Origin of the sequence: Bacillus sp. z60-11, assembly GCF_046464135.1 — a bacterium.
GTDB classification, from domain to species: Bacteria; Bacillota; Bacilli; order Bacillales; family Bacillaceae; genus Bacillus; species Bacillus sonorensis_A.
The window spans coordinates 24,603-50,777 of record NZ_JBIYSN010000004.1 but is presented as its reverse complement, the minus strand read 5'-3'; the positions used below and the strand labels follow the sequence as shown (position 1 = coordinate 50,777).

Annotated in this window: 23 protein-coding genes and 1 riboswitch; of the genes, 6 read left to right on the top strand and 17 right to left on the bottom strand. The window is 43.3% G+C overall.

Annotated features, from left to right (window positions below):
* The first annotated feature begins 36 nt into the window (after positions 1 to 36).
* Positions 37 to 1,308, top strand: coding sequence for an MFS transporter (locus tag ACINLD_RS12605; protein WP_410207021.1), 1,272 nt, complete (start codon positions 37 to 39; stop codon positions 1,306 to 1,308).
* 116 nt (positions 1,309 to 1,424) lie between these two features.
* Here the strand turns inward: ACINLD_RS12605 and ACINLD_RS12600 are convergent, their stop codons facing one another.
* From ACINLD_RS12600 to ACINLD_RS12590, 3 genes are all read right to left on the bottom strand, one after another.
* Positions 1,425 to 3,146 carry a PTS transporter subunit EIIC gene (locus ACINLD_RS12600; RefSeq protein WP_410207020.1) on the bottom strand — a complete coding sequence of 574 codons (1,722 nt, stop codon included), beginning with the start codon at positions 3,144 to 3,146 and terminating at the stop codon, positions 1,425 to 1,427.
* A gap of 4 nt (positions 3,147 to 3,150) precedes the next feature.
* Complete coding sequence (locus ACINLD_RS12595) at positions 3,151 to 5,205, bottom strand: BglG family transcription antiterminator (RefSeq protein ID WP_277692320.1); 2,055 nt, start codon at positions 5,203 to 5,205, stop codon at positions 3,151 to 3,153.
* 175 nt (positions 5,206 to 5,380) lie between these two features.
* On the bottom strand, positions 5,381 to 6,376 hold the full coding sequence (locus ACINLD_RS12590; RefSeq protein WP_026585642.1) for a zinc-dependent alcohol dehydrogenase family protein: 996 nt from the start codon (positions 6,374 to 6,376) through the stop codon (positions 5,381 to 5,383).
* A 312-nt stretch (positions 6,377 to 6,688) separates the two neighbouring features.
* Positions 6,689 to 6,773, top strand: a riboswitch (cyclic di-GMP riboswitch).
* 86 nt (positions 6,774 to 6,859) lie between these two features.
* Between ACINLD_RS12590 and ACINLD_RS12585 the strand changes: the two genes are divergently transcribed.
* Positions 6,860 to 8,074: a DUF5667 domain-containing protein gene (locus tag ACINLD_RS12585; RefSeq protein ID WP_277692317.1), complete on the top strand. Its 1,215-nt coding sequence runs from the start codon at positions 6,860 to 6,862 to the stop codon at positions 8,072 to 8,074.
* A 248-nt stretch (positions 8,075 to 8,322) separates the two neighbouring features.
* Here the strand turns inward: ACINLD_RS12585 and ACINLD_RS12580 are convergent, their stop codons facing one another.
* From ACINLD_RS12580 to ACINLD_RS12570, 3 genes are all read right to left on the bottom strand, one after another.
* Positions 8,323 to 9,693, bottom strand: a complete 1,371-nt coding sequence (locus ACINLD_RS12580; protein ID WP_026585640.1) for an amino acid permease — start codon at positions 9,691 to 9,693, stop codon at positions 8,323 to 8,325.
* Positions 9,694 to 9,939: 246 nt separating this feature from the next.
* Positions 9,940 to 10,647: a YjjG family noncanonical pyrimidine nucleotidase gene (locus tag ACINLD_RS12575; protein ID WP_410207019.1), complete on the bottom strand. Its 708-nt coding sequence runs from the start codon at positions 10,645 to 10,647 to the stop codon at positions 9,940 to 9,942.
* A 38-nt stretch (positions 10,648 to 10,685) separates the two neighbouring features.
* Complete coding sequence (locus tag ACINLD_RS12570) at positions 10,686 to 11,510, bottom strand: pentapeptide repeat-containing protein (protein ID WP_026585638.1); 825 nt, start codon at positions 11,508 to 11,510, stop codon at positions 10,686 to 10,688.
* Between the two features lie 455 nt (positions 11,511 to 11,965).
* Here ACINLD_RS12570 and ACINLD_RS12565 point away from each other — a divergent pair, with 455 nt between their 5' ends.
* Positions 11,966 to 12,658, top strand: a complete 693-nt coding sequence (locus tag ACINLD_RS12565; protein ID WP_077735839.1) for an aspartate/glutamate racemase family protein — start codon at positions 11,966 to 11,968, stop codon at positions 12,656 to 12,658.
* A gap of 332 nt (positions 12,659 to 12,990) precedes the next feature.
* On the opposite strand, the gene ACINLD_RS12560 is transcribed toward ACINLD_RS12565, so the two are convergent.
* A complete protein-coding gene (locus ACINLD_RS12560) occupies positions 12,991 to 14,043 on the bottom strand; it encodes a tellurite resistance/C4-dicarboxylate transporter family protein (RefSeq protein WP_026585636.1) in 1,053 nt (350 codons plus the stop codon).
* An 842-nt stretch (positions 14,044 to 14,885) separates the two neighbouring features.
* The gene (locus ACINLD_RS12555; RefSeq protein ID WP_277692311.1) at positions 14,886 to 15,530 is read right to left on the bottom strand and encodes a DsbA family protein; all 645 of its coding nucleotides are present in this window, start codon (positions 15,528 to 15,530) and stop codon (positions 14,886 to 14,888) included.
* A 168-nt stretch (positions 15,531 to 15,698) separates the two neighbouring features.
* Here ACINLD_RS12555 and ACINLD_RS12550 point away from each other — a divergent pair, with 168 nt between their 5' ends.
* On the top strand, positions 15,699 to 17,438 hold the full coding sequence (locus tag ACINLD_RS12550) for an ABC transporter ATP-binding protein (protein ID WP_026585634.1): 1,740 nt from the start codon (positions 15,699 to 15,701) through the stop codon (positions 17,436 to 17,438).
* A 62-nt stretch (positions 17,439 to 17,500) separates the two neighbouring features.
* Here the strand turns inward: ACINLD_RS12550 and ACINLD_RS12545 are convergent, their stop codons facing one another.
* From ACINLD_RS12545 to ACINLD_RS12525, 5 genes are read right to left on the bottom strand one after another with little or no spacing between them, the layout of a single operon-like run.
* On the bottom strand, positions 17,501 to 18,853 hold the full coding sequence (locus ACINLD_RS12545) for a sensor histidine kinase (RefSeq protein ID WP_410207018.1): 1,353 nt from the start codon (positions 18,851 to 18,853) through the stop codon (positions 17,501 to 17,503).
* Entirely contained in the window at positions 18,844 to 19,512 is a 669-nt protein-coding gene (locus ACINLD_RS12540) for a response regulator transcription factor (RefSeq protein ID WP_026585632.1), read from the bottom strand. Before ACINLD_RS12540 ends, ACINLD_RS12545 begins: the two co-directional genes overlap by 10 nt.
* Positions 19,513 to 19,526: 14 nt before the next feature.
* Positions 19,527 to 20,294, bottom strand: coding sequence for a lantibiotic immunity ABC transporter MutG family permease subunit (locus ACINLD_RS12535; protein ID WP_026585631.1), 768 nt, complete (start codon positions 20,292 to 20,294; stop codon positions 19,527 to 19,529).
* Positions 20,294 to 21,052 (bottom strand): lantibiotic immunity ABC transporter MutE/EpiE family permease subunit, encoded by a 759-nt coding sequence (locus ACINLD_RS12530; protein WP_026585630.1) that lies wholly within the window; start codon positions 21,050 to 21,052, stop codon positions 20,294 to 20,296. The genes ACINLD_RS12535 and ACINLD_RS12530 overlap by 1 nt, the downstream gene beginning before the upstream one ends.
* Before the next feature lie 11 nt (positions 21,053 to 21,063).
* On the bottom strand, positions 21,064 to 21,768 hold the full coding sequence (locus tag ACINLD_RS12525; protein ID WP_410207017.1) for a lantibiotic protection ABC transporter ATP-binding protein: 705 nt from the start codon (positions 21,766 to 21,768) through the stop codon (positions 21,064 to 21,066).
* Between the two features lie 246 nt (positions 21,769 to 22,014).
* Here ACINLD_RS12525 and ACINLD_RS12520 point away from each other — a divergent pair, with 246 nt between their 5' ends.
* Positions 22,015 to 22,539, top strand: a complete 525-nt coding sequence (locus ACINLD_RS12520; RefSeq protein WP_145608037.1) for a DinB family protein — start codon at positions 22,015 to 22,017, stop codon at positions 22,537 to 22,539.
* Positions 22,540 to 22,650: 111 nt separating this feature from the next.
* Here ACINLD_RS12520 and ACINLD_RS12515 read toward each other — a convergent pair whose 3' ends face one another.
* The 3 genes from ACINLD_RS12515 to ACINLD_RS12505 all read right to left on the bottom strand — a co-directional run bounded on the left by ACINLD_RS12515 (position 22,651) and on the right by ACINLD_RS12505 (position 24,733).
* Complete coding sequence (locus ACINLD_RS12515) at positions 22,651 to 23,826, bottom strand: MFS transporter (protein WP_277692304.1); 1,176 nt, start codon at positions 23,824 to 23,826, stop codon at positions 22,651 to 22,653.
* Positions 23,827 to 23,961: 135 nt separating this feature from the next.
* Positions 23,962 to 24,264 carry an ArsR/SmtB family transcription factor gene (locus ACINLD_RS12510; RefSeq protein WP_026585626.1) on the bottom strand — a complete coding sequence of 101 codons (303 nt, stop codon included), beginning with the start codon at positions 24,262 to 24,264 and terminating at the stop codon, positions 23,962 to 23,964.
* Between the two features lie 148 nt (positions 24,265 to 24,412).
* Entirely contained in the window at positions 24,413 to 24,733 is a 321-nt protein-coding gene (locus ACINLD_RS12505; protein ID WP_277692303.1) for a hypothetical protein, read from the bottom strand.
* Between the two features lie 451 nt (positions 24,734 to 25,184).
* Here ACINLD_RS12505 and ACINLD_RS12500 point away from each other — a divergent pair, with 451 nt between their 5' ends.
* Positions 25,185 to 25,529 carry a winged helix-turn-helix transcriptional regulator gene (locus ACINLD_RS12500; protein WP_026585624.1) on the top strand — a complete coding sequence of 115 codons (345 nt, stop codon included), beginning with the start codon at positions 25,185 to 25,187 and terminating at the stop codon, positions 25,527 to 25,529.
* Positions 25,530 to 25,562: 33 nt separating this feature from the next.
* Here the strand turns inward: ACINLD_RS12500 and ACINLD_RS12495 are convergent, their stop codons facing one another.
* A complete protein-coding gene (locus ACINLD_RS12495) occupies positions 25,563 to 26,123 on the bottom strand; it encodes an NAD(P)H-dependent oxidoreductase (RefSeq protein WP_409444774.1) in 561 nt (186 codons plus the stop codon).
* Positions 26,124 to 26,175 lie beyond the last annotated feature (52 nt).

Here is a 26,175-nt window from a genome sequence, read left to right as displayed (position 1 = left end):
GCAAACAATATGAGGTAATGGAGAGGAATGAATGCAATGAAACCACAGAATGTTTTAGATAAAATCGGCATTCCAAGTAAAATCGGCTGGGGATACTTGGGGATCCTAATTTTTATGATGGGAGATGGCATCGAGATCGGCTGGCTTAGCCCTTATTTGGTTGATCGTGGTCTGACAGTTCAGCTTTCAGCGACTTTATTTACGGCTTATGGAGTAACGATCGCGATTTCTTCCTGGTTTTCCGGTGTGCTGTTCGAGGCGCTTGGTGCGAAAAAAACAATGTTGACAGGGCTTTTGCTTTATATTCTCGGAACAATAGGCTTTGTCGGGTTCGGGATGCCTGACCTGTCGTTTTCTACCATGCTTGTGACATATGCCGTACGCGGCTTCGGCTATCCGCTGTTTGCCTATTCGTTTCTCGTTTGGATCGCCTACCGCAGCCCGAAAGAAAAACTCAGCACGGCCGCAGGGTGGTTTTGGTTTTTCTTTACAGGCGGATTAAATGTGCTTGGGGCATATTACTCGAGTTGGGCCATCATATATATGGGGCATTTAAACACAATGTGGAGCTCGCTGTTTTGGGTGACGCTTGGGGCATTTTTTGCCCTCGTCTTAAACCGTGACAAGCTTGAACGAAAAAAAGATACAACAGCGAAACAAAAAGTAAAAGAGCTTTTCAAAGGTGTGACGATTGTTAAACGGGAGCCTAAAGTGCTGCTCGGCGGCATCGTGAGAACCATTAACACAACCTCGCAGTTTGCCTTTCCGGTTTTTTTGCCGCTCCATATGGCGGATTTCGGTATTTCCACAACAACATGGCTGCAGATTTGGGGCGCTATTTTCACAAGTAATATTTTGTTCAATGTTTGCTTTGGCGTCATCGGCGACAAGCTGGGATGGCGGAATACCGTTATTTGGTTCGGCGGCGTATCGGCAGCCATTTCTACGTTGCTGTTATATTATTCACCGGAATGGACGAATGGCAATATCGTCATGATTACGATAGCCGGAATGCTTTGGGGGGCTTCTTTGGCCGGTTATGTCCCGCTGTCCGCACTTGTTCCTTCACTTGTTCAAGAAGAAAAAGGTGCCGCGATTTCCATCTTGAATCTTGGCGCCGGCCTGCCTGTTTTTGTAGGGCCTGCACTTGTAGGGCTGCTCATCGGAACGATCGGCTCGGCCGGGGTCATTTGGGTGCTGGCCATCCTTTATGTTATCAGCTCGATTTTGACTGTTTTTATCACCCTGCCGGAGTCTGAACAGCCGACACGGCAGCAGATAGACTGTATAAGAGAAACAAAGGCCTAGCCTGTGCGGGGGACGGCGCCGTCAGGACACTGGTCACTACTTATTGACATTTACAAATGAAACAGACGCTGGGATGCTATACAAAACGAAAAACAGCGTCTGTCAGATTGTCCGTATCATGTTTTAGAAAAACTTTGCAGGAAAAAAGGCCGAAACGCCTTCAGGATCTCCTGCTTGTCGTCGGTATGCCGCAATCGGCTGCTGATGCTTTCATCTGACAACACCGCCTTGATTTCATTCGCCGCACGAAGCTGTTGAGGGCTGCTCCCAGAAAGTCCGATCAGCAGATAAACCGGCGCGCCTTTAAAATAAACCCCTTCGGGAAACTGGATGATCACAAGTCCCGCCGTCTTGCCGGAACTGCGGAAAACAGCCGCTCCATTTCTGAGAACGGGATCTTTTTCCAGCGTTCCGTCCGTACGATTTATGAAGCCGAGGGTCTGCATGCATTCACCCAGCATCATGATCGCTTCCGTTTTTGTTTCGGCTGTTTGCTTCAGCAGGATCAGCCGTTCATCACGATTTGGCGCAAGATATGAAAGGACCTTGTCATATTCTCTTTCATCAGCCAATGACAAAAGGCCGATATACGGAACATTAGGATTGTATTTTTTCACTTCCGGCTTTAGTTCCTGTTGTCCGATGATAACATCCGCATCTTGGGGGATTTGATGGATGGCGGCATAGCCAATCTGCAAATTCGGATATTTACGGGTTGTAAGCTTTTTTAAAATAGCGGCGCCCATCGCGCTTGAAGCAAGTCCGCCATCACATGTCACAATCAGCTTCCGGGGGTGACGTGCAGGAACCGGCTCATCATCGTCGGATGACATCGGCTCATCATGATGTCTTGAAGGGGACAAAATCAGTATAGATAACATCAATGAGACTGCACAGGAAACGGCCATGCCAGCAGCTACAGACAGTATATCCCCTTTTGGTGATAACAATAAGATAAGCAGCGCGCTTGCCGGGGAAGCGGTGGAAGCCAGTCCCGCGTTGAATAAAGAAAACACAGCGGTGCCCGCCGCGCCGCCTGCGATTAACGGCAGAAAGAGCAAGGGGCGCTTTAAAATGTATGGAAAATAAACCTCATGGATGCCGCCGATGGCATGAATCCCAATGGCTGTTTTTAACGCCAGACACTCTTCCTTTTTAAGACGGAAAAGACAGGCGATGAGCACGCCTAATCCCGGTCCCGGGTTAGCTTCAAGCAGAAAGAAAATGGATTTGCCCAGCTCTTTCGTCTGCTGGATGCCGAGCGGCCCAAGAAGGCCGTGATTCATCACATTGTTTAAAAAAAGCACCTTTCCCGGTTCAATCAAAAGAGCGGCTGCCGGAAGCCATATAGAATTTGCCACAGTCAGCACCAAGTGATAAAAATGTGTCATCGCGGTATTTAAAAACGGACCGGCAGCGTAAAAACAGAAAAGCAAAAACCCGGTCGACAAAAACGCACCCGTCACGTGGCTGACCAGCAGTTCCGTTCCAATCGGAAATCTGTTCTGTGTACATCTTTCGCAATACTTGTACAGCCAGCCAAACAACGGACCAAAAAGCATAGCGGCGAGAATCATCGAAAGATCACTGGACAAAATGATCCCGAGCGTGGCTGCCGCTGCCGCAATGCCGCCTCTTTGCCCTGCCGCCATTCTGCCTCCGGTGAATGCAAAAATGAGCGGGATGACAAAAAGATACAGGCTGTCGATGACAGGGGCGAATCGGGGAAGCGGCAGCCACCCGTGTTCGCCAAACATTATATTGACGACTCCCGCTGTGATCACAAGAATCATGTTTTGATAGACGACGGCGCTGTACATTCTGAATATCTTTTTCACGCTGTTACTTCTCCCCAATATGCTGAAGTCTTGTTTTGTATGCTTTGACGAGTGTGTGTTTGATTTGCTGTTTCACCTCTTCTTCACTTCCTTTTAAAAACACCTCGATATGCTGTTCATCAATAAACGATTGGCTGATTTCGCCCAATGCCGCAAAATGCTCGGCCGGTGCATCCGCCGGACCGGCCATCACCAAAATAGCGTCTGCTTCTTTCCCATTCCAAAAAAGCGGCCGATCGGAGCGGATCAGTTGCACAAATAAACTCCAAACTCCCGTTGATCGAGTATGAAGCACAGCCAATTTATTCACGATAAATCCGCCTTTTCCCTCCCGTTTCTGTAAATCCTCGACAAAAACAGAGCTGTTTTCCAGAGGCAAATCGGAAACATCAAGGTGGCGCTTGATCTCAAATTGGACTTTAGGCGGAATGCTGATCGAACTGACGGAAAAATGCCGGAAAATCTGCAGCATCCCCTCTCCAAATGCCGCCGTTTGCAGATATTTCATCTCCTTATTCACATCGATCGGGCTGTTGACGTTTGTTTTATCATGACGGCAATTGGCGATGCGGTTTTGTAAAAGGCCGATTTCCTTATCGGTTAAGAGAGGCGAAACGACGACCGTCTTTTCCTTCATCTGGTCGAGACGAATGGTCGAGATAATCAAATCAATGGTATCATGATCATTCAGCCACTCTGCCAGCTGGTGAGAAGCGACGATATCAACAATCACAAGATTTCTGATTTCTTTTTTCAATTTAGCGGATATAAAGCGGGAAGTGCCAAAACCGCTTGCGCAGACCACAATCGCCCTGCATTCCGATTGTTTCGTCTGCCTGTCGTAATAAGAGGCGCCGATATGCAATGTTAAAAACGCGATTTCCGCATCGGGAACGGGTGTGCCGATTTCCGCGGCGATGACCTTGGCGCCTTGTTCACAGGCGTTATAGACGGGCTTGTATTTTTCTTGAATTTGCCGCAGCAGCGGATTATGAATCGCCAGTCCTCCTATGATGCGTGTCAAGGCAGACCGCAAGTGGTTTTTCAGTCCTTCGAGCAAAGAGGAATTCATTAACGGTTCTTGGAGCGCTTCCTCTGTTTTCAAAATAAAAAGCTGTGTGAGATAGGCCGCAAACGCGTCATCGATCTTAACGGTTTGCTGCTCTTTTTCCACGCCTGCCAAATGATGTTTAACATGGTTGATGTCGTCTGGTGACAGTTGAATATCAAAGGTAGCTTCGATGCGCTTCAGCACATGAGAGGTCAGCGGGTAACCCACCGGCAGTGTTCGATTGTGTTCGATCTGGCGTCCCGAACAGCGGGTAATCGCAAGTGCCAGGTGAATGCTTAAATGAAGCATGTCTCTCTCGTCGAGCCGGACGCCTTCTTGTGAGAGTACACCTGTGATGACACGATGCACTCTATGAAGCAGCTCAATGTCGATCAGCCGCTGATAGCGATCAGGCAACAGCTGTTTTACACACGTTTTCGCATGATCCATTTTATGAAACAGCTCAATCCACGCTTCGGGAAGCATTTGTTCAAGCAGCACAGCCGCAATCGCTTGTCGTATGTCCATGTCTTCTCCCTGTATGTACACCCCGATGCCCGGTTTACGATGAAGCTGAATTTGAAAAGAAGCGAACCATGCTTTTAATTTTTCGAGATCATGGCTGATCGTTGATTCTGACACATGGTATTGGCGGCTGAAAACAAACAGCTTCGCAGGCTCATCCAGCTTTAACAAATCACAAATTAACCCCTGCTTTCGTTCTTCCGGAGAATAGTCCTTCATCTCAAAGAAAAAATCAAGATCAGATGCCAGACGTTCTTTCTTCGCTTTTTCTCCTTTCAGAACCATTCCCATGCCAAATGTTTTGGAGATATGAAGCTGATAGTGTTTCAAAATGTTTTTGATGGCGTTCATTTCCCGCTGAACCGTACGGACACTAATATTCAGGTCTTCGGCGATTTCTTTTAACGGGACAGGATTGCTTACATGGAGCAGACGATGGATGATCTGTTTTTGCCGTGAATTCATAACAATTTGTTGCTCCATTGTGACCGCTCCTTTCTTAAGCGCGTTTCAACGTTCGTAAATTCCATATTTATCCACCATCACATGAAGATCATGTAAACGTCAATATATCCATCTTGATCCAGCACCTATGTCAATTCCTCATCCACATCATTAAGAAAAATAATCCCCTGTTCATGACCAGGGGAATGGAGCTTCACATCTTAATCTGAACTTTAAACAAATCAGAGCTTCTCGGTCCTCTTAAAAAGCCGACCGCTTTTTCCAACGTAAGCTTTTGCGAGATCAAATGCTCCACCTCAATTCGCTTTTCTTTCACCCAATGGAACGCTGGTAAAAATGTATAATTAATGGCCATCGATCCTAAAATCGTCCAGTCATTGTTGTACAGCTTAAAGGGATCAAGGCGTACCGACTCATTTTGCGCCGTCACACCGAACTGCAGATATGTCGCTGTTTTCCCCATAAACTGAAAGGCATTTTCGATCACGGCAGGAATTCCAGTGGCATCAACCACGACATCAAATCCGGTCGGAAATTCCTCAGGTCTAAGATCTTCGCTCAGCACACCTTTTGTCGCGCCCCACTTCAGCGCCATGTCGAGTTTCTCTTGAGAGATGTCGACAACCACAAGTTCTGAAGCACCCGCCATTTTTAACGACTGAATCAACTGCTGCCCCATCGCCCCTGCGCCAAACAGAATAACCCGGTCACCAACTTGGAGATTGAGCCGATTCATCCCATGTACAACACAAGCCATCGGCTCAATAAAGGCACCTTCCTCAAAGCTCATTGTATCAGGGAGCTTCACGACATTTCGGCTCGGCACTTTTACATACTCGGCCATGCTTCCATCTGTTGTATTCCCAAGGGCTCCCCAATTGCTGCATTGGTTGCCGCGGTTTGTTAAACAATAATCACACTCACCGCAAAACAAAGACGGATCAGCTGTCACACGATCACCAATTTTTACATTAGTCACGTCCTGGCCTGTTTCATATACCGTTCCGGAAAATTCATGCCCAGGAATAATCGGATAAGGTGACAGAAACTCACCTTTGAAAATATGAATATCGGTTCCGCATATTCCGATGTTTTCAACTTTAATTACAACATCTTTCGGACCCGGTGATGGATATGGCACCTCTTTTACCACCGCTTGAAACGGTGCTTCAACTACAAGTGCTTTCATCTTGGCAGACCTCCCGATATTTAAATGTTTCCGCTTTCAATACGATTGTAGCATGTTCAGCTTTTGCAAACGGCCGTCAGTTGACCGTAATTTGTCACCGGGTTATGTGACAGAATTGAAGAAACTCGATTGATCAAAATCCCTCTCTGGCTGCCCGCGTCTTCACTGATTTTCTATCATACAAAAGAAGGTAAATAATTCTATTAAACAGAAAATTACAAATATATAAATAATTAATCCTATTCCTCCATCTTTTTTTAATGTATACTCATTTTGATAAAGTTGAACGATTTAACCAAATGAACCGTTCTCTTTTGAAAAAGGCAAATCTATTGAAAAATAGAGGCGCAAAGTCACAGACCTACGGTGTATTCACTACGGTGGCTGGGCTGCCAAATGAAGAATCGGGTCAACACTCCGTTTTTACAGAGTGGATTCAGCGATTCTTCCTTTACAAAAACTTTGTTTTGGAGGGATTTTTTTATGTCGTTATTCAAAAAAGGCCGCATGATTGTTTCGACCGGTTTTGCCGCCGCACTTCTCGCTTTTGTATTTGGAACCGGACAAGCTTTTGCAGAAGAGCAGGACAACCAATCTGACGGACAAGAAGAAGAAACCGTTCAACAAGACACAAATGAAAATGAGGCCGAAGAAACGAAAAACACAGATGAAGCGGATACCGAACAATCAACATCTGTAAATGATGAGGACATACCTTCACTTCTGCCTGATGATTTCTTCTATTTCTCAAAAAGACTCATGGAAAATGTCCAGCTGGCCCTGGCCTTTGATGAAGTGAAAGAGGCTGAATTGCTGGCGTTTTTCGCTGAAGAACGCATCAAAGAAGCAGAGGCGCTGCTTGCGGAAGGTCAGGAAGAATTAGCCCGTGACATTCTTGAAGAGGCCGTTGAGCTTCAAGAGGAAGCACTGGAAAAATACGAGCAATCCGAACCAATGGATGATGGTGACAAACAAGAAGATACATCTGACCAGCTTGAAGAACAATTTTCTTCTAACATCCTCGCGCTGCAAAACGTGTTAAATCAAATCAACAATCCGGAAGCAAAAAAAGCGCTGCAAAAAAATATCGTCAAAGCACAAGAGAAGTTAGAAAAGAAACTCAACAAAAAATTAGCGAAAATCGAGCAAAAGGCTGAGGAAAAACGCGCCGAACTTGAAGAAAAACTGGCGTCCGGTGAAATGGATGAAAAAGAGTACAATGAGGAACTTCTTGAATTGAATAAAGAGCTGGCAGAAGAACAAGCCGATGCTGCTGAAGAAATCAACGAAGAAACGGCAGAAGCGGTTAAAGACGAAAAAGAGGAGTCTGACAGTAAAGCAGATGAAGAGGATAAAGAAGACTCCGACAATAAAACAGATGATGAAGATAAAAAAGATGCGCGTACGAATGCAGAAGTAAAACAACGGGAAGCGTTGAAAAAACAAGAAGAAAAGCAGCGGGAAGAAGCTAAGAAAAAAGAAGAACAAGCTAGAAAGGCTCAAGAGAAACAGCGCGAAGAAGCGCAAAAACGCGCTGAAAAGCAGCGGGAGGAAGCCAAGAAAAAAGAAGAACAAGCTAGAAAAGCTCAAGAGAAACAACGCGAAGAAGCAGAAAAACGCGCTGAAAAACAGCGGGAAGAAGCCAAGAAAAGAGAAGAAAAGGCACTTAAGGAAAAAGAAAAAGAAGACGAAGAGTAATATCTTAAACAATGGGTCACACAATACGTGTGACCCTCAGCGTGTCGACAAACCCTCGCATTCGTTGTCAGGCCTGCGCGTCGGTGCTCACGAATTGCAACATTCGCTCCGCTACGATGCTCGACCTTCCTAGACTGCAAGGGTTTTCAATCACGCTGAAAGAAGGATGACAAAATCCCAAAACTAAAAGCCGTTTTGGGATTTTGTCAACAATCTGGAAGGACCCGAAAACATATCGGGTCCTTTTTTCATTTTTGCACATCTGTCGAGGAACGCTTTCCGATCCTAAACACATAGTAGCTGACAGCCACAACCGCCAGAAAAATGATTCCGACAATCAAAGACACCCGCGTGTCATCGTTAAACCACATGCCGACCAACACCATCAATAAGAAGGCGATCGTCACATAGTTTGTCACAGGAGCGAAAGGCATTTTGAACGGATGACTGTCGAGTTCCGCTCCTTTCGCCTTTCTGAATCCAATATGGCTGAGCAGAATGACAAACCACGGGATCATCCCCGGGAGAACACTCGCACTGTATACGTACACAAAGATCTTAGGCGGTGCAATATAATTTAACACAACACCGACGGCCAGGCCGATCAAAACGGCAATCGTACCGTACAACGGCACGCCATTTCGGGAAATCTTCGTAAAGAACTTCGGCGCCTGCCCGTTTACACCCAATGTGTAAAGCATGCGGCCCGCGCTGAAAATCCCGCTGTTGCAGCCTGACATAGCCGCCGTAATCACGACAAAGTTAATGATTCCGGCTGCCGCGGTAATGCCGATTTTCGCGAATGTTGATACAAACGGGCTTCCGATCGAATTGAGTTCATCCCAAGGGTACACCGTAACAATCACAAAGATGGCACCAATGTAAAAAATCAAAATCCGCCAGATGATGCTTTGAATCGCATTCTTTAGCGTGTTTTGCGGATCTTTTGCTTCGCCGGCAGTAATGCCGATCAGCTCCACTCCCTGATAAGCCGCGATCACAAGAGACAACGCAAAGAAAAAGCCTGAGAAGCCGCCTGCAAAGAAACCGCCGTGCGACCAGAGATTGGACAAACCGATCGCTTGTCCGTCATTGCCGAAACCGAAGAAAATAATCCCCAGTCCGGCGATAATCATGAGGATGATCGTGACAATTTTAATCATGGCAAACCAAAATTCAAATTCGCCGAATGACTTCACGGAAATCAGATTGGCTCCTCCAAGAATCGCCATCGCGATGATGCCCGGTATCCAGGCAGGCAGATCCGGAAACCAGTACTGCATGTATTCACCGACGGCGATAATCTCGCTCATCCCGACAATGACCCACTGAAACCAGTTGCTCCATGCGGTCATATACCCTGCAAGCGGATGTATATATTGATGGCCGAATGTCGCAAATGAGCCTGTGCTGGGCTCGACATACAACATTTCTCCCATTGCACGCATAATAAAAAAGATAAAAATCCCGCAGATTGCATAGGCAAGCAGGACGGACGGGCCTGTCCACTGAATCGTGCTGGCTGATCCCATAAATAAACCAACACCGATTGTGCCGCCTAAAGCGATCATCTGAATATGACGCGCTCCCAGGCCCCGCTTCAGTTCTTCCTTCGCCACTTCATTTCCTCCTCTTTACGGCCAAATATCTGGAACTCCGCATTATTATGTTATAAAAATCTGAAAATTATCATTTAATCGTTTTATTTCCAAATTACTTATTTTATCATAATAAATTTCCCCAGTGAATACAATTGTTTTTTTCAGAAGAACACTTTTTTGATATATTGACTGTTTAAAAATATATTATTTTAATATGAATAATATTGAGATCATTCCAGACAAAAAACGCCTGCTGAACAATGCTCAAACAGGCGTCTTCCTCTCAACATTTAAAATCTGTTCCAGCTCATCGAGATGCTGGATTTGATACGTCGGAACAATGTCTGGATCACTCGCTTTTCTGCCTGGATTAAACCAGCATGTATCAAGCCACGCCAGCCGTCCCCCTTTGATGTCGGCCGTCAAAGAATCGCCGATGATCAGCCCCTGCTCTGGGGAAAAATCAGGGATCCGCGCAAACACATAGTCAAAGAATTCCTTCATCGGCTTCTGAAAGCCGGTGTCCTCCGAAACGAAAATATCCTGAAAACTTGGGTACAGCCCTGAATCACGCAGGCGCTTATACTGTGTTTTGGAAACGCCGTTGGTGACAATGTACAGATCATAATCCCGGCGCAGGCGCTCGATCAAGTCAAAAGCTCCGTCTATCAGCTGATGCCCTTCCTCCAGGAAACCGCGATATTTTTTCTCAAGCAGCGCCCCGTCAGCCTCCAAGCCATATTCCTTCAATAAAAGGGAAAAACGGGTATTCACCACTTCATCGCGGCTGATGCCGCCGTCTTCAAAAGACCGCCATAAATGCTGATTGATTCTTTTGTAATCAGCTTTGATTTGATCTGTGAAAGGAATGTTTTGTTCCTCAAAGAGCAGGCGCAGCGCGGTGTTTTCCGCGGCGCCGAAATCCAAAAGTGTGTCATCGACATCAAACAATAAAGTGCGATACGTTTTCATAGGTATGCCTCCGCTTTTGTCTTTTGTTGGCCAGTGCCCTACAGCCAATGCCCAGGTTTCTTTAAAGCAGGCGGTAGTTGCGTTTTGCGATCACCCTTAGCCGAATTGACCTGAGCTTGCGTGAGAAAAATGCTTCCCAAAAGATTAGCCCCGCTCAAGTCAGCGTCTCGCAGATCGGCTCCGATCAGATCCGTCATCCTCATATCAGACCCTCGAAGATCAGCCGCAATCAAAAACGCCCCTCTGAGATCCGCTCCCCGAAGGTCGGCTCCTCTTAAATTGGCACCGATCATATCGATTCCCCTGCCTATCTTCATCCGCCGGTTCTGCTTTTTCGCTTTTGCCCGAACGAATTCGCTTGTCGAGAGAAGCAGGTCATTCACCATCGCCCGATGCCCTGGAACATCAAGATCAAGAAGTGATGCTGGATCCAGATTCGTGAGGGATTCCGTTTTTTCTATAGCAATCTGCAAATCTTCCTTAATGGGATGGGCCGCTTTTACATGAACCGCTTCATTCAGATAATACAGCATTTCATGAAGCTGCTGCATCACGGGAAACACGGCAAACATTTCTTCCGCCAATGCCGGGTGATCGCGCCAATCGTTTCCTTGATAGGCTTCTTGCGATACCTTTTGTCCGGCGCCGAAGCATTCATAAACAGCACAGCCCCGAAACCCTCTTTCCCGCAAATCGTGATGGATGCCGCACCTGTAATCCGGCTGCAAATTGGGACAAGGATCGCCTCCGTCTTTATCAAAAGCAAAGTCAGCAGACTTTGCATAAGGTAAAGCAACACAGCACAACCCGAAGCAATTCTCACAGTCCGCTCTTAAATGACCGGGAATACTGTCGTTGTTCATACTTACACTTCCTTCTGAAAATGGCTATGCTTAATCATAGTCTGATCTTGGAAAAAATACAATCGGGAATTGAAACAAGCCTTGCACGTGATGTGCAAGGCTTGCATCTCAGCTAAAATCAATCTCCTTGGCGCCGGATCGCAGATGCTGAACATGGACGAGGTACCGCTTCATCATGCAATGATCCCGACTGAAGTCTCCGCTTTCACTGATAAAGAAAGAAAAGATTGAGTAGCAATACACGACATCTTCGCAACATCCGCTCGGTCCATTTTGATGGCAATCATATGGCCTTTTGAGTAAATATAAGGATCGAAAAAGACGATTCATTTTGGTAATCCTCTCTTAATGGTTAGTTATTCATTTGCTATTAAAATGATGTGTAGTAAAATTAAGGTATTAAAGGTTTCTATTCCTATCTATTTAGTCGAACTTACGTTTAAAGGAGGATTTTTATGGCTAAAATCGGTTTGGTCGGCGGTTTAGGGCCCGAATCGACAGTTGATTATTATCAATCTATTATTAATGGCTACCAAGAAAAACATGGAAACAATAAAGTTTTACCACATCTTGTCATCAACAGCATCAATATGTATAAAGTGTTTGCGTTTATCGATGAACACAACACTCAAGGTTTAATTGATTATCTTACTAAGGCAGTTAATGAATTAGAAGCGGCCGGCGCCGAACTTGCTGCCATTTCGGCAAATACTCCACATATAGTGTTTGAACAAGTTAACCAACAAACCCGGCTTCCTATGATCAGTATTGTTGAGGAAACGGTTCAGGCTGTCCGTCAATATCATCTAAACAGTGTAGGACTAATTGGCACATGCTTCACGATGGAAAACGATTTTTTCAAAAAACCTTTCCGAAATGCAGGTATAAATGTAATTGTTCCCACCGAAAACGAACAAGCGCTAATCCATGAAAAAACAGTTGAAGAATTGGAAAACGGGATTGTAAATGAGGACACTAAAGAAGTTTTCCTAAATATTATCAATCGGATGGAAAACGAGGACCGTATAGAAGGTCTAATTTTAGGATGCACGGAGCACCCTATGCTTATTAAACCGGCAGATACCTCCCTGCCGCAATTCAACACAACAGCTATCCATGTCTCTACTCTCGTCGAACGATTAGATTAAGTTTAAAGTGTGTAGATTGGAGGTATTAGTTTGAGGGAATATATCGGTGAATGTAAAATCTGTGGAAAAGAAATTTATTGTGAAAATGGATTTTTTAATGGGGTATTACTCTCAGACCATGACTATCTTTGCTTTAAGTGTGATGAAAGGGAACAACATAAACCACAAGAAGGCTGCTAACATATTTGTCAGTAAGCTCTCTGATAATTTATGTGTGTTTCCTTGCATTTGCTTACTTAAGCCAAAACAAAAAATATAAACTAATATGTGAAAAGCTCGTGAACATCAGTAATTTCTGTTGCGAACGAGCTTTTGTGTTAAAGGTTAACTTTCTATTTAGCTTTTAATTTGTAATGGGTTCGTGCATTTTGATAAATTTGCTGCAGTAGACTAAAAAACACACAAATCCAAGCTGTGATTGCGATATAAACCATAAAATGGGGTATTATCATTAATTTACCGAAGTCTAATGCCTTTGATAATTGCAGTGTACTTGTTGTGTACATCGCAAGCGGAAAAACCATCCCCCAAAGCTGAGGGTCATATGAAAGTGGATAACGATTGATCAGATGTCTCCAAATCATAAGAATAAATAATAATGGAATCCACCATGTCCCAGTAATCCAAAAAAACAAAGTAAAGCCTTTTAAAAAAGGAGTAATCTCACTTAACAAGGACCAACTTTTTGCGTGAAGAATTAAGGTGGAGCCTGCTAATGTTGTGATTGCAACCGCACCCATATTAATCCAATATGGTGGTGTTAATGCTGAGAATTCAAGTTTTAAAAAAGTAAAGCGATAAAAAATTAACGTAATAATATTTAAATAAAGCATACACCCGAGAAAATACATACATAATGTAAAAAATAAAACAGCAACTTTTACATTGTCTACATATGGGGTAAGAAGCGTACCTAGGATGGAAATAGACTGTGTTGCAACAGCAGCTATTAGCCATGCACCATTAATTCCCTCTGAGACAGAAGGTTTATTTTTTCTAATCGTAACAGCTGTGAAGAAGGTGTACATGATAAGTAACCACAATAGGATTGCAAGTACCCACAAATAGACAGCAATTGAATATTGTTCAGTAACGACAATAATCTGACTACCGAACACACATGTTCCGGCAACATACGTAAAGAAACCGGGTCCTCGAGTATGACTAGTGATATCTACTAGCATTCTTGGAAAAAAGAAATAAATGCGCAGGAGAGTAAGCACCCATAAAGCAATGTAAGCAACTATATTCACGTATAACAAAAGCTTTGCAAAGATTGTCATACCAAGAAGGTAAGATCCGATAGACAAGGCACCAGTCGCCATAACTAGTGCAAAATATCCTGGAAATAAATCTTTTAAATGAATTTTTATATACCGTAACACAGGCTCACTCCTAATTCACTATTTCACTAACCTTAACTTAGTTTTATGTTGTTTTTCTCGACTAATAAAAAGAAATGTAGATCCAAACTTCCTGCAGGCGGCTTATTAATTGTAAAGGCGATAACAAATTCTATCAAAGCGCAGATCAGTAACGATACCCCCATCATTAAGACACTATATTCAAGCTTTTTTAAAACAAAATCCTCCAAATAATTATTCCATTCTTGATGATTAATATAAAAATTATAACAAATATACAAACGAACAACTGTTAGTTATATCATTAACATACATGTCTAATAACAAATTTAGCATTAAAACATTTGAAAGAAAAACAATCTCCCGGGTTTCAAAGGATAAAGATAGTTAAGGGTGATAGTGTAATTGGATTATATTTACAACAACTAATCTTCGATAATTCTTATTCGTAACAAACCAAAGTCATTTACTGTGTATTCAGCTTGATATGTTTGCCTAACTGAAGAGCCTGTAAATGAATGAATACATCTAAGCGATCGTCTTTTTCTCTGTCTTCCTCACGTCCCAGCAAGAGTAAACTTCAATATCTTCGTCCTCGGCAATATTTAAATTGGTATAGTTGAATAACGCCCTTATGTCATTTCCGGGCTGATGCAAACAGCCGTTGCCTCATATACAAATAGCTTGCTGCATATTGTTTTGGCCATTTCGTACCCTTGATCAATCTCGTCGATATCAATCAAACCTTCTTCTGTTTGATTCCGAAAACTCCCCAGCGGAAGCTCCTTACCGTGTCTTCTCTCTTCCTTCCTGTATAAAAAAGAACCCTGTTAAAGGGTTCTTCAAATCGATCATATTCCTGCTTAGCAGCTGTTTCCGTCAAGATCGCACTGCAAGCCGTCAACAGACTTTTGTTTGCTTTCCTTTTCAATTACCTGTTCAAACACTTCCCGAGCTGCAGCTCCGGCGATCCGCTCATTGCCGATGATAAAAGTCGGGACGGCTGTAATTCCGGCTTCTTCATAGGCATGCCTTAGCGCCTGCCGCTGTACGTCTTGATACTTTCTTTCAGCCAAAGCGTCATGAAATGCCTGTTCATCCAGTCCCGCTTCTTTGGCGAGTGTTGTTAACACATCGATATCGCCGATATTTTGGTCTTCTTGGAAAAACGCTTTGTAGACCCGGTCATTGTACGCTTTCTCTTTGCCATGCTCTTTCGCAAAGTGGTAACCTTCATGGGCCAAATCTGTATAAGGATGCGGAGAGACATTCGGGAGCTTCATATCGACGCCCCACGCTTCAATTCTCGGCTTAATGGCGCCGTCCCACATCGCCAATTTTGACGGATCGTTTAAAGGATCAAGCTGCTCCGTTGGACGCGGCCTCAGCTCGAACGGCAGCCACTCGACTTCAACATCCTTCCCTTCGATCGCTTTCTCAAACTGGTCTTTTCCAAGAAAACAAAACGGGCAGACGTAATCTGAATAGACTTTAATGTTCAAGGTCATGTTTTTTGTTCCTTTCTCATTTGTAACTACACAAGTTACATTATGTAATAATAATAGTTACACCTCTTTCATCTGTCAACCTTAAAGTTAAATAAAAAAAACGGCAGGCTTGGAAACCTTTTGCCGCCTATCTCGTAGTATGATTCGTTACAGAAAGGAGGCAAGCAAATGAAAACAGAGAACAAACCAACCAGCATAAAACCGTTCTTCTCATTGATTCTCTCATCCAACGTCCCTAAACTCGCATTAGCAATCGGCTTAAGCACAAGCCTGATTACGACATTGGTGGGGCTGTCCATCCCGCTTTTAACGAGGGAAATGGTTGACGGCTTTTCCGCCCAATCGATCAACATCGCCTTAGCGGGAATCCTCGCGCTCGTTTTTATCATTCAAGCGATTTGCGACGGGTTTTCCACCTATTTTCTTGCCTATGCCGGGCAAAAAGTCGTCGCTTCCTTGCGTGAGCGGATGTGGTTTAAATTGCTGCGACTCCCCGTTCGGTACTTTGACGAAAAGACGAGCGGCGAAACCGTCAGCCGCGTTGTCAATGATACCGGCATCGTGGAAGACTTAATATCCGACCATTTTCCGCAATTCATTTCAGGGATGATCACGATTATCGGAGCCGTTGTCATTTTGCTGATCATGGACTGGAAAATGACGCTCCTCATGCTGATTGCCGTTCCGATTACAACCGTGATTATGATCCCGCTTGGTATGAAGATGCACAACATCTCGAAAACGATGCAGGATGAAACCGCCGCCTTTACGGGGAATGTCCAGCAGACATTAAGCGAAATCAGACTGATGAAAGCATCCAACGCGGAGGAGACAGAAAAAATGAAAGGGTTATCAGGGATTTCAAAGCTGTTTGAATACGGCTTGAAAGAAGCCCGTATTTTTGCGCTCGTCTCTCCGTTCATGCACCTTGTGATCATGATTGTCATCGTTGCTATCATCGGCTATGGCGGCATCCGCGTCGCCGACGGAACGATGTCGGCAGGCTCGCTTATCGCGTTTTTGCTTTATCTCTTTCAAATCATTTTTCCGATTACATCATTTACAATGTTTTTTACTCAGCTGCAAAAAGCAAAAGGCGCCACAGAACGGATTGTCGACATTCTCAATACGGAAGAAGAGGCAGGACAGAAAGGGATCGAACGCGATATTGCGAATCAGCCGATACGCGTTGAACATGTTTCTTTCTCCTACAGCCATGATGAACCCGTCCTGCGCAATATCTCCTTTGATGTCGAACCCGGGCAAATGATCGCCTTTGTCGGTCCGAGCGGCGGCGGGAAAACAACGATGTTCGGCCTGCTCGAACGCTTTTATGAACCGGATTCAGGCGTGATTAAAATCGGAGACACACCCATTCACGAACTGTCGATGAAATCGTGGCGCAGCCAAATCGGCTACGTCTCCCAAGACAGCCCGATGATGGCGGGGACAATCCGTGAGAACCTTTGCTACGGATTGGACAACGCCGGCGAAATTGACGATCAGAAGCTATGGGAAGTCGCAGAAATGGCCTTTGCCGCTGAATTCATCAAACAGTTTCCAAACCAGCTGGATACAGAAGTCGGTGAACGCGGCGTCAAGCTCTCAGGCGGACAGAGACAGCGCATCGCTATCGCCCGCGCCTTCCTGCGCGATCCGAAAATTTTAATGATGGACGAAGCGACAGCCAGCCTTGACAGCCAGTCCGAAGGCATTGTCCAGCAGGCCCTCACCCGCCTCATGAAAGGACGCACAACCTTCGTCATCGCTCACCGCCTCTCGACGATTGTAAACGCGGATCAAATTTTGTTTATCGAAAAAGGCGAGATTACCGGGATGGGACGGCATCATGAGCTGGTTGCTTCGCATGCGCTGTATCGGGAGTTTGCGGAGCGGCAGTTGACGTAGGTTTTCCTCGAATATAAAGGAGTTTCAATTGATAAATGCGGGACTCCTTTATGATTTTTTGATTAATCCTTCGAAAGAACAGGTATCTCCACCAATACCTCTCCGTTGTTGTTAGCATTATTATCAAGCTTCATTCTTCCATTATGCTGCTTGATGACCTTTTCGGTAAACGTTAATCCCAATCCATAATGGCTGTTATTCGTCCGTCCAAAGTTTTCGGTGTAAAAAAGTTCAGTACCTTTTTTTAGAGCTTCTTCCGAAAAACCGGGTCCTTGATCGATGATAACAAATTGAATATGGTCTTTATCCTGCTTGACGATCATTTGCACTTTTTTAGGCGGCGGTGTTCTTTCTATTCCGTTTAATACAATATTATTGATTGCTCGAATAAGCAGGATGACGTCTATATAAAGGCTAGCCTCTTTATGTGTCCAATCTTCGACAATGATATTATTGCCCAAGCTTTTAACTTCGGCTTTTAGCTTGCATAAGAAATCGGTTACCGATACTTCTTCCATATTCGTATTGGCTTGTTTGTTGTCCAGGTTGATATCGATCACTTCCTGAATGTATCGTTCAATCTGCTGTATAGAATTCATAATGTCGCTCAAATTTTCCTTCTCGTCCTCATCTCCCATTGCTTCCAAAAGTTCTATATTCCCTTTTATCACAGTCAGCGGAATTTTTATATCGTGGATTAAATAACTGATCTGTTCTGCCTTTGAATTGGTAATCTCAATTTCCTTCTGAATGGATTTAACAAGCGCTTTTGATAAACTCTCCATTGCGCCCATTACATCTTTGTACTCATTAAACCGAACTCGCGGAAATTCGATATTTAAGTCTCTTTCTTTTATTTTACGGGCTACTTGGATAAGCTTTTGGTTTTCTTGGACAATCATTCGAGAAAAACTTCTGATATGCCAAACTAAATAAACACAATAAATTAAAATTGAAAAAATGGATAGCCATACGCCAGGGTTCGGAAATACCCTTCTTAATTCAATATTAGCGAATTGAATTTTTAAACTATAATGAATCAAAATCGTTTCATAGCGACTGTCATACCTTATAAAGGAGCTCATGTTATCCTGACTAGGATGCTGATAAGCTTCTCTTGCTTTTACTTTATTTCTTGAGCTCATATTACTCTTTACGATTTTGTTTGTTTGCTTATTGAAAACGGCGTAATCCAGTTCTGGAGGAATGATGCTGGGATCAATATAATCGGCGCTTTCAACTTTACTCTGTATTTTTTCCGCTTTTTTTATCGGTTCGTTCGCCGGGAGAAAAAGTTGATGATTGAGTCCCCAAGTTACGAACCCGATATTCAGAGCCAACATTAACAAACCTGCAAAACCTAATTTTATGATCCATTTAACAAAATAAGCCGATAACGTATTCCTTATTCCCATATGTACCCCACACCCCAGACCGTACTGATAGGGGCTAAATTGAACTGGGCAATTTTTTTCCTTATGACTCTGATATGTTCAACAACCGTTGAAATTTGAGAATCGCTTTCTATTGAATAGACAGACTCATAGATATCTTCTTTGGAAAAGATTTTCCCTTTGTGTAATGCAAGCAGTTCACAAATTTTGTATTGAGTTTTAGTAAAGCTTACTTCCTCCCCTTTGATCATTACTTTTTTCGCTTCTAAATCAATCAGAATGTCACCATCGATAAATACACTTTTAACCCCCTTTTTCGGTCTTGCCTCCCGCCTTAAATGGGCCTCAATACGGGCATTCACTTCATGAATGCTGAATGGCTTTACAATATAATCATCTCCGCCAATGGATAAACCTTTAATTATTGAAGATTCATCACTTTTGGCAGTCATAAAGATGATCGGTATATCAATTAAAGACCTCATCTTCTCACAAATTTTAAATCCATCTTCATCCGGCATCATGACATCTAATAAAATGAGGTGATATTGATTCAATTCCTCTATCGTCATATCTTTTATACTTTGCAAAGTTGTAACCTCATGTTTTTTTAAGCTCAGCATTTTCCTGATCAGTCTTAGAATTGCAGCATCATCATCAATCGCCAAGATTTTGGCCATATTTGAACCACCCTTTAATCGTTTGTTTTCCTACCTGACCACCTATTTATCCAAACGATACTTAGTAGAATTATGCCTGTTGTCATAAGTAAAAAAGAATAACCTCCCATTAGAATTGTGGGATTACCCACCGGTTTTACATCTTTGATTTTCAAATACTCCGTTACATATTCTCCGAATCGGTTTGCCCACGCCCAAGGCAGGAGCCACCAGATTTTATCTCCTATTGTGGTCAAGCAAAGAGCGGTGATTATCACTCCTCCAAACCCGGATATACTGCACATCCCTATCCCATAATTATAACCAACGACTTGATAGAAGAAATATTGAAAGATGGAAGCTCCTGCAAAAATCATACCTGTTACATAGTAGAGAGAAAGGTCAACCTCATCGACGCCGGCCAGTTGTTTCAGAGCCAGGGTATAGATTGATATTGTTAAAAACAGTGCAGCAGTATAAAAGAATATCATCATTGTTGTTTGACTGATGAATGAAACGGTCCTGCTCTGAATCAATCCAAGTATATTTTGAAAATGGCCTGCCTCATTTTCAGAATCGGCCACCAGCCCGCAAATAATCGAAATGATGACCGGTGTACCGACTCCAATTAATTCGAAAAAAATGAGATAGCTTGCTTCCGCACCTACGGGTACATTCCTGAATAAGAAGTACATCACCAAAGCACCAGATAAAACGAGCGGAATGCTTAAGTGGGATAATAAAAATATACTTCGCTTTCTTTTTTTACATTCGCCCAGCAAACATCTGTAAAATTGCAGCATTAGTTCACCTCAAGTTTATTAAACGACTTAACCGTAATCAAAGTAAGGATAGTAAAAAGTGTAATGCTTAAAACTAGAGCGGTTGGAATTACTGAATAGCTCAGAAGTTCGTCATTTTGCGGCAAAGGGATTCCGTTTGAGTGCAGTTTCGTTAACGGCATTTGCACTCTTAAATGCCAGCTGTATGGAACAAACCACCAATATTCCGTAGGGGCAAAAACTGAACCTAGATTTAAATGAAGCATGCTATTTAACAGTAAGGTGATAAAAAGATTCGTTTTTCTAGAAAGCCACAAGCAAAACGGGATCTGCCATAGTGAAGTGATAAACATCAGGATCACCGCTAAAATACAAGAGGCAAGTGAAACCAAGTATGGACTTGTCTTAACCAGCAAACTCGTTAGGATGATAAAAATGATTAACAGAAGAGACCCTAGCCCCATTAATCCAGTTGTCAATAAAACTCTGCTCATTTCCTTTTTTTGAAGATCTATGGGTAAGCCAATAATCGTTTTAAAATTCGTCGATTTTTTTTCGAGATGATTTAAAAGCCCAGTGGAAAGGGCTGCAAACACGGATAGCCATAATATTCCCCAATGATTAATGATCGTTTCTGCACTCAGCCTTACGATCTCCGGACCGCCTAGAAAATTAAAACCTAGTGCAAGAATGGAACATATTAGGGGTATCACCAACAACATTTTTCTAATCATTGTTCTTTTTGTTTTTATGATTTCTGATTTTAAATATAAATACATTCGGCAACCTCCTATCGGGCTCTATGCTTTCGCACAACATCTGTAAATAGATTTTCTAAGTTATCATATGAATGATATTTACCTTCATAACCGAGTATTCCATTGCTGATAATGCCGACATCATCAGCTAAATGTTCAACTTCCGATAACAAGTGGCTGGATAAAAGAACGGTCATTCCCTGCTTCGGAAATGAAGCGATCAATTCTCTTAATTCTTGAATCCCAATAGGATCCAATCCATTAGTAGGCTCATCTAAAATTAATAACTTGGGACGATTCAAAATGGCAAGGGCAATGCCAAGTCGTTGTTTCATTCCCATAGAAAAATTCATCACTTTTTTACTTCCCGTATTTGTTAACCCAACAATTTGAAGAACCTCCTGAATTCGCTCTTTTGGCAGGCCGAGAATCGTATTTATCACCTCAAGATTTTCTATAGCAGTTAAATTCCCATAAAGCGGAGCATGTTCAATTAAAGAACCGATATAAAGCAAATCTTTCCTTGTCCACTGATTTCCATTGAAAATTACCTCTCCTGATGTTTGTTTGAGCAAACCGGATACTATTTTTAGCGTCGTTGACTTACCTGCCCCATTTGGCCCCAGCAGGCCGTAAACAGTGTTCTTTCTTACATTCATTGATACACCGTTTAAAACAATCGACTTTTTGTATTTCTTGGTTAAGTGCCTCGTTTGCAAAATAAACTCATGATTCATCTTCAAATAACTCCTTTTCGCCTTTATAAAAAGAGTTTAGCAATTAAAAATCAAGACTCTTCCAACATTAAAAAAATGGTTAAACCAATTGTTCAACCATCTGTCTGAGTTGTTCTATTCGTCAGAAAAAAGCCGACTCTATGTTTCTGTTTTCCACACAATCAATTAAAATAAAATGTAATTCAAACCATACCGCTTCATTAATCCAAAAGCTTTTATTTTAAATTGTTAAAGGAGGTCATAAACATGAACTTTCAGCTTGATGAAGCAATCGAAATCCTCGAACGCACGCCGGAAACGCTGAGTCAGTTGCTGACTAGATTATCGCGTGAGTGGATCAGCAGTGATGAAGGCGAGGGTACCTGGAACGCCTTTGATGTCGTGGGACATTTAATCGAAGGTGAAAAAAACAATTGGATTCCGCGGATCGAGATGATCCTGACAAAAGGAGAAACGGAAACATTTCCGCCCTTCGACCGCGTCGGGCAGATGCAGCAAAACGCCGGGAAGACCATTGAGCAATTACTTGGCGAGTTTGCGGCGCTCCGCCGGGAGAACCTGAAGACATTACGGCAACTCGTTGATTCAGAAACCGACTTCGAACAAACGGGAGTGCACCCCGAATTTGGAATCGTCAAGCTTAGAGAACAGATCTCGACATGGGTGGCCCACGACCTCACTCACATCTCGCAAATCGCAAGAGTGCTGGCAAAGCGGTATCAGGACGATGTCGGACCTTGGAAGGCTTATTTGCGGATTTTGGCGGACTAACAAAAACATCCGCTCGCGTCTGTAACGAGCGGATGTCAGATTTTTCGATTTGTCGGGCTGCAAGAAGCAAATGAAACCATTGAATCTTCAGAAGCAAATCAAGGCAGAGTATTATTGATTGATTTCTTTTAAATGTGGCGCTTTCTGTTTAAAATGAGACGTCATCAAAGCAGCGACAATCGCGATCATAACCCCCAATGCACCAATCCAGGTGATCGAAGCCAATGATACGTTCTCTACAAAAATCCCCCCTGCTCCTGCACCTACAGCCATGGCAAATTGCATCATCGACTGATTGATGCCAAGCAATACACCTGATAATTCCGGTTCGATTGTAGCCAGATGATATTGCTGTGTCGGGCCGGTAGACCATGCGGCAAACGACCATAGAATGAGAATCACCAACACACCGATATAGGAATGGGTGACAAGCGACAGCAAAATCAGTGTGATGACATGTAATGTCATCCCGCCGACGAGTGTAAAGGGCACTCCCCACTTATCTGTGCTGTATCCTCCAAACTTCGATCCAACCAAGCTGGCGATGCCAAAAATCAGCAGAACGCCGCTCAGCAAATGGCTGCTTATCCCTGAAACGGTCAGGAGATATGGTGATAAATAAGTATAAGCAACGGAATACCCCCCGAGCCAGAAAAAAGTGATCGATAACCCCATCGCAACTTTTCGCTTCTTCAAAAGGGAAAGCTGTTGACGTATAGGTACGGGCTTATCTCCTTCCGTATGCGGAATCATAAAGGAAATAATGATCATTGCGATGAATCCCAATAGAGCAATTCCGCCAAATACAGATTTCCAGCCCAACGTCTCCGCTGTCATTCTTCCGAGTGGAACACCAATGATGAGGGAAGCGGTAAATCCCATGACGACAGTAGCAATCGCACTGCCCTGCTTACCTTCAGGCGCGATCTTGGCGGCAATCGTCAATGCGGTTACAACAACCATACCTGCCCCCATCGCCATTATGACCCGTGCTGCAATAAACCATCCATAACCAGGCAGGACAAAGGCGAGGATATTTCCAACCACAAATAAACCGAGTGCATAAATCATGATTTTCCGTCTATCCATGCTTCCGGTCAGCGCCATGAGAATCGGTGTGAAAATAGCATATACAAGTGAAAAGATCGTAATCAGCTGGCCCGCAGCAGCTAATGTGATCCCAAGTGTATGAGCAATCTGATCCAAAATACCGGAAATGATGTACTCTGAGGTTCCTACCAGGAAGCTCACAATGGCTAAAATATAAATTTTCCAGGTGTTAGACATCAATGTTCACTCCTTCATCATTATGAATCAACATATCGCGAAATATCGATATTTTGATTTAAAAAAATAAACACATCGCAATATGTCGATGTATAGGGCGTAAAAATAAACACCTTGAGATGTTTATTTTTATCATCATATCTCTGTTTTCAGAAAGTCAGCAAGTTTTTCAATGGCCTCTTCGTCTCTTTTGTAGTACGTATACTTTCCGATTCGTTCCGCCTTAATCAGGCCGGCTCTTAAAAGGATGGTAAGATATTGGGAAGCCGTTGATTGCGTCATTTTCAATTTGTCAGTGATTTGGCTGACACAGACCCCGATTGTGTTCATATCAATCCCTTCATGGGGTGTAAAATGACGATCAGGCTCCTTCAGCCATTGCAAAATCTGCAGCCTTGATTCATTTGATAACGCCTTGAAAATTTCAATTGGTTCCATAGGAATCATTATATCGTAATATCCCGATATGTCAATATGTGTTTACACCAAAACATCCCTTTCCCATGATGACCAATTCTATTCGGGCCATTAGCCTGCCCAAAACGGTGTTGTCCGCAGTTTAAATCCCCGTCAGCACGATCCCCGCCTATTCCTGCTCGATAAACAGATACTTCTCTGGACTTCCCAAAACAGAAAACAGCCCCGCGAATATCTTCCACCCCCGGATCGGACTTCCGCATCTAAACTTCAGCACTTCTCCTTCATCTAAAGTAAACCTTAATATTTGGCTTGTGCACCAATCAATTTTCACTTGGATAGTATGTTCGCCAGGCGGTAAATCCATTCGCACACTCTCTCCATCTTTGATTTTTCCTGCCTCAACCCCATCAATCAGTACAGAAAATCCTCTCCATTTATTCATGTACTGTGATGTCCTGCTCACTTCAATGTATGTCTTTTGATTCACGATTACACATCCTCAGGAATTTTAAAATCTATTATAAGAGCATCAATAAGACCGGCTCCCTATCTACGGGCTTTTTAACCCCTTTTAAGATTACCAAAAAAAGGCCGCGTGATCTATTGGTTTCTAACGAGACTGAACCCGACAGCCTATGATATAACCTATCAGTGAAAATAATAGAATGAAAAAATATGATCGCTTGATCGTTAAAACACATTTCTATGCTCTTTTTCAGCTCTCCATCATCAGGTAGAGTCAGAAGCTTCCCTCCGGAAATGAGCTTCTCGTTTTCACCTAAGGAAAAGCCATTCAGACATAAGCAAGCCGTTCCGCGGCATTGTCTCAACTGCGTTTATGAAGGCAGCATGATGGAAAGCGATCTTGCTTTACATCCTTTCCTTAAGATTACATAATGATCTATTGTAGGACATTTTTTCAAAGGAGAGTGTATGTGATGCGAAGTGAAACCGGAAAAACGTGTGTTCCGACTGGCGTTGACCTCAAGGACACGGGCTTTGGATATACGTTATCCTTAATAAGCGGCAAATATAAAATGATCATTATTTATTGGCTGTCTGAAAACAAGGTGATGCGGCATAATGAGCTGAAGCGAAGCATCGGTACCATTTCCTTTAAAACGCTCAGCATCATGTTAAGGGAGCTGGAGGCAGACGGCCTTATCATACGAAGAGAATTCCCTCAAATACCTCCAAAGGTTGAGTATTCATTATCTGAACGCGGTCTTTCTCTTGTTCCTTTGTTGAATATGATGTGCGAGTGGGGAGAGAAAAACAAATAGCCGGCTCTTTAGGGCCTCTTTTTTATGCTCCCATTACAGGCTGTCAATAAAATTCAAATAATCTTGTGCGCTTTTTTCCAATTCGCTTGCGCCAGGTGCATGTTCTTCTTCTTCGTTTCCGCCGGGATTGCTTTCTTTGCCGTAAAACGCAAAGAACGAGCGATAATCGGCATTGCAATACAGAAATGTCGTTTCAAACGGAACTAATATTTGCTCGAGCGTATATCGGTATCTTCCGGTTTCACGATAATCTTCTTTTTTGATTCCGGCAGTTACACCTAAAGCCACTTTGCGATTCTTTAATTGATTCCCGCCATTTGAACCGTAAGCCCATCCATAAACCAAAACATCATCAAGCCATTTTTTAAGAAGAGGCGGACAATTAAACCAATGGATAGGGAACTGAAGCACAAGGTTACCATGGGATTCAACCAATGTTTGCTCTGCTTTTACATCTATGTTTCCATCAGGATAAACCGTGGACAATTCGTGGATAGTATACTTTTCCGGATACTTTTGGAGTTCTTTTACCCAACGCCTATTAACGACTGATGTTTCGATCCTTGGGTGTGTAACGATAACAAGAGTTTTCAAAGACTTGCCCTCCTAAAAGGATATTTTCATTCTGAGTATAAAGGGCACACGG

Coding starts and splice junctions, on each gene's coding strand:
- ACINLD_RS12605 (WP_410207021.1), top strand. CDS start 37: ATGAAACCACAGAATGTTTTAGATAAAATCGGCATTCCAAGTAAAATC.
- ACINLD_RS12595 (WP_277692320.1), bottom strand. CDS start 5,205: ATGGAGCAACAAATTGTTATGAATTCACGGCAAAAACAGATCATCCAT.
- ACINLD_RS12590 (WP_026585642.1), bottom strand. CDS start 6,376: ATGAAAGCACTTGTAGTTGAAGCACCGTTTCAAGCGGTGGTAAAAGAG.
- ACINLD_RS12585 (WP_277692317.1), top strand. CDS start 6,860: ATGTCGTTATTCAAAAAAGGCCGCATGATTGTTTCGACCGGTTTTGCC.
- ACINLD_RS12575 (WP_410207019.1), bottom strand. CDS start 10,647: ATGAAAACGTATCGCACTTTATTGTTTGATGTCGATGACACACTTTTG.
- ACINLD_RS12570 (WP_026585638.1), bottom strand. CDS start 11,510: ATGAACAACGACAGTATTCCCGGTCATTTAAGAGCGGACTGTGAGAAT.
- ACINLD_RS12565 (WP_077735839.1), top strand. CDS start 11,966: ATGGCTAAAATCGGTTTGGTCGGCGGTTTAGGGCCCGAATCGACAGTT.
- ACINLD_RS12555 (WP_277692311.1), bottom strand. CDS start 15,530: ATGACCTTGAACATTAAAGTCTATTCAGATTACGTCTGCCCGTTTTGT.
- ACINLD_RS12550 (WP_026585634.1), top strand. CDS start 15,699: ATGAAAACAGAGAACAAACCAACCAGCATAAAACCGTTCTTCTCATTG.
- ACINLD_RS12545 (WP_410207018.1), bottom strand. CDS start 18,853: ATGGGAATAAGGAATACGTTATCGGCTTATTTTGTTAAATGGATCATA.
- ACINLD_RS12540 (WP_026585632.1), bottom strand. CDS start 19,512: ATGGCCAAAATCTTGGCGATTGATGATGATGCTGCAATTCTAAGACTG.
- ACINLD_RS12535 (WP_026585631.1), bottom strand. CDS start 20,294: ATGCTGCAATTTTACAGATGTTTGCTGGGCGAATGTAAAAAAAGAAAG.
- ACINLD_RS12530 (WP_026585630.1), bottom strand. CDS start 21,052: ATGTATTTATATTTAAAATCAGAAATCATAAAAACAAAAAGAACAATG.
- ACINLD_RS12525 (WP_410207017.1), bottom strand. CDS start 21,768: ATGAATCATGAGTTTATTTTGCAAACGAGGCACTTAACCAAGAAATAC.
- ACINLD_RS12520 (WP_145608037.1), top strand. CDS start 22,015: ATGAACTTTCAGCTTGATGAAGCAATCGAAATCCTCGAACGCACGCCG.
- ACINLD_RS12515 (WP_277692304.1), bottom strand. CDS start 23,826: ATGTCTAACACCTGGAAAATTTATATTTTAGCCATTGTGAGCTTCCTG.
- ACINLD_RS12510 (WP_026585626.1), bottom strand. CDS start 24,264: ATGGAACCAATTGAAATTTTCAAGGCGTTATCAAATGAATCAAGGCTG.
- ACINLD_RS12500 (WP_026585624.1), top strand. CDS start 25,185: ATGCGAAGTGAAACCGGAAAAACGTGTGTTCCGACTGGCGTTGACCTC.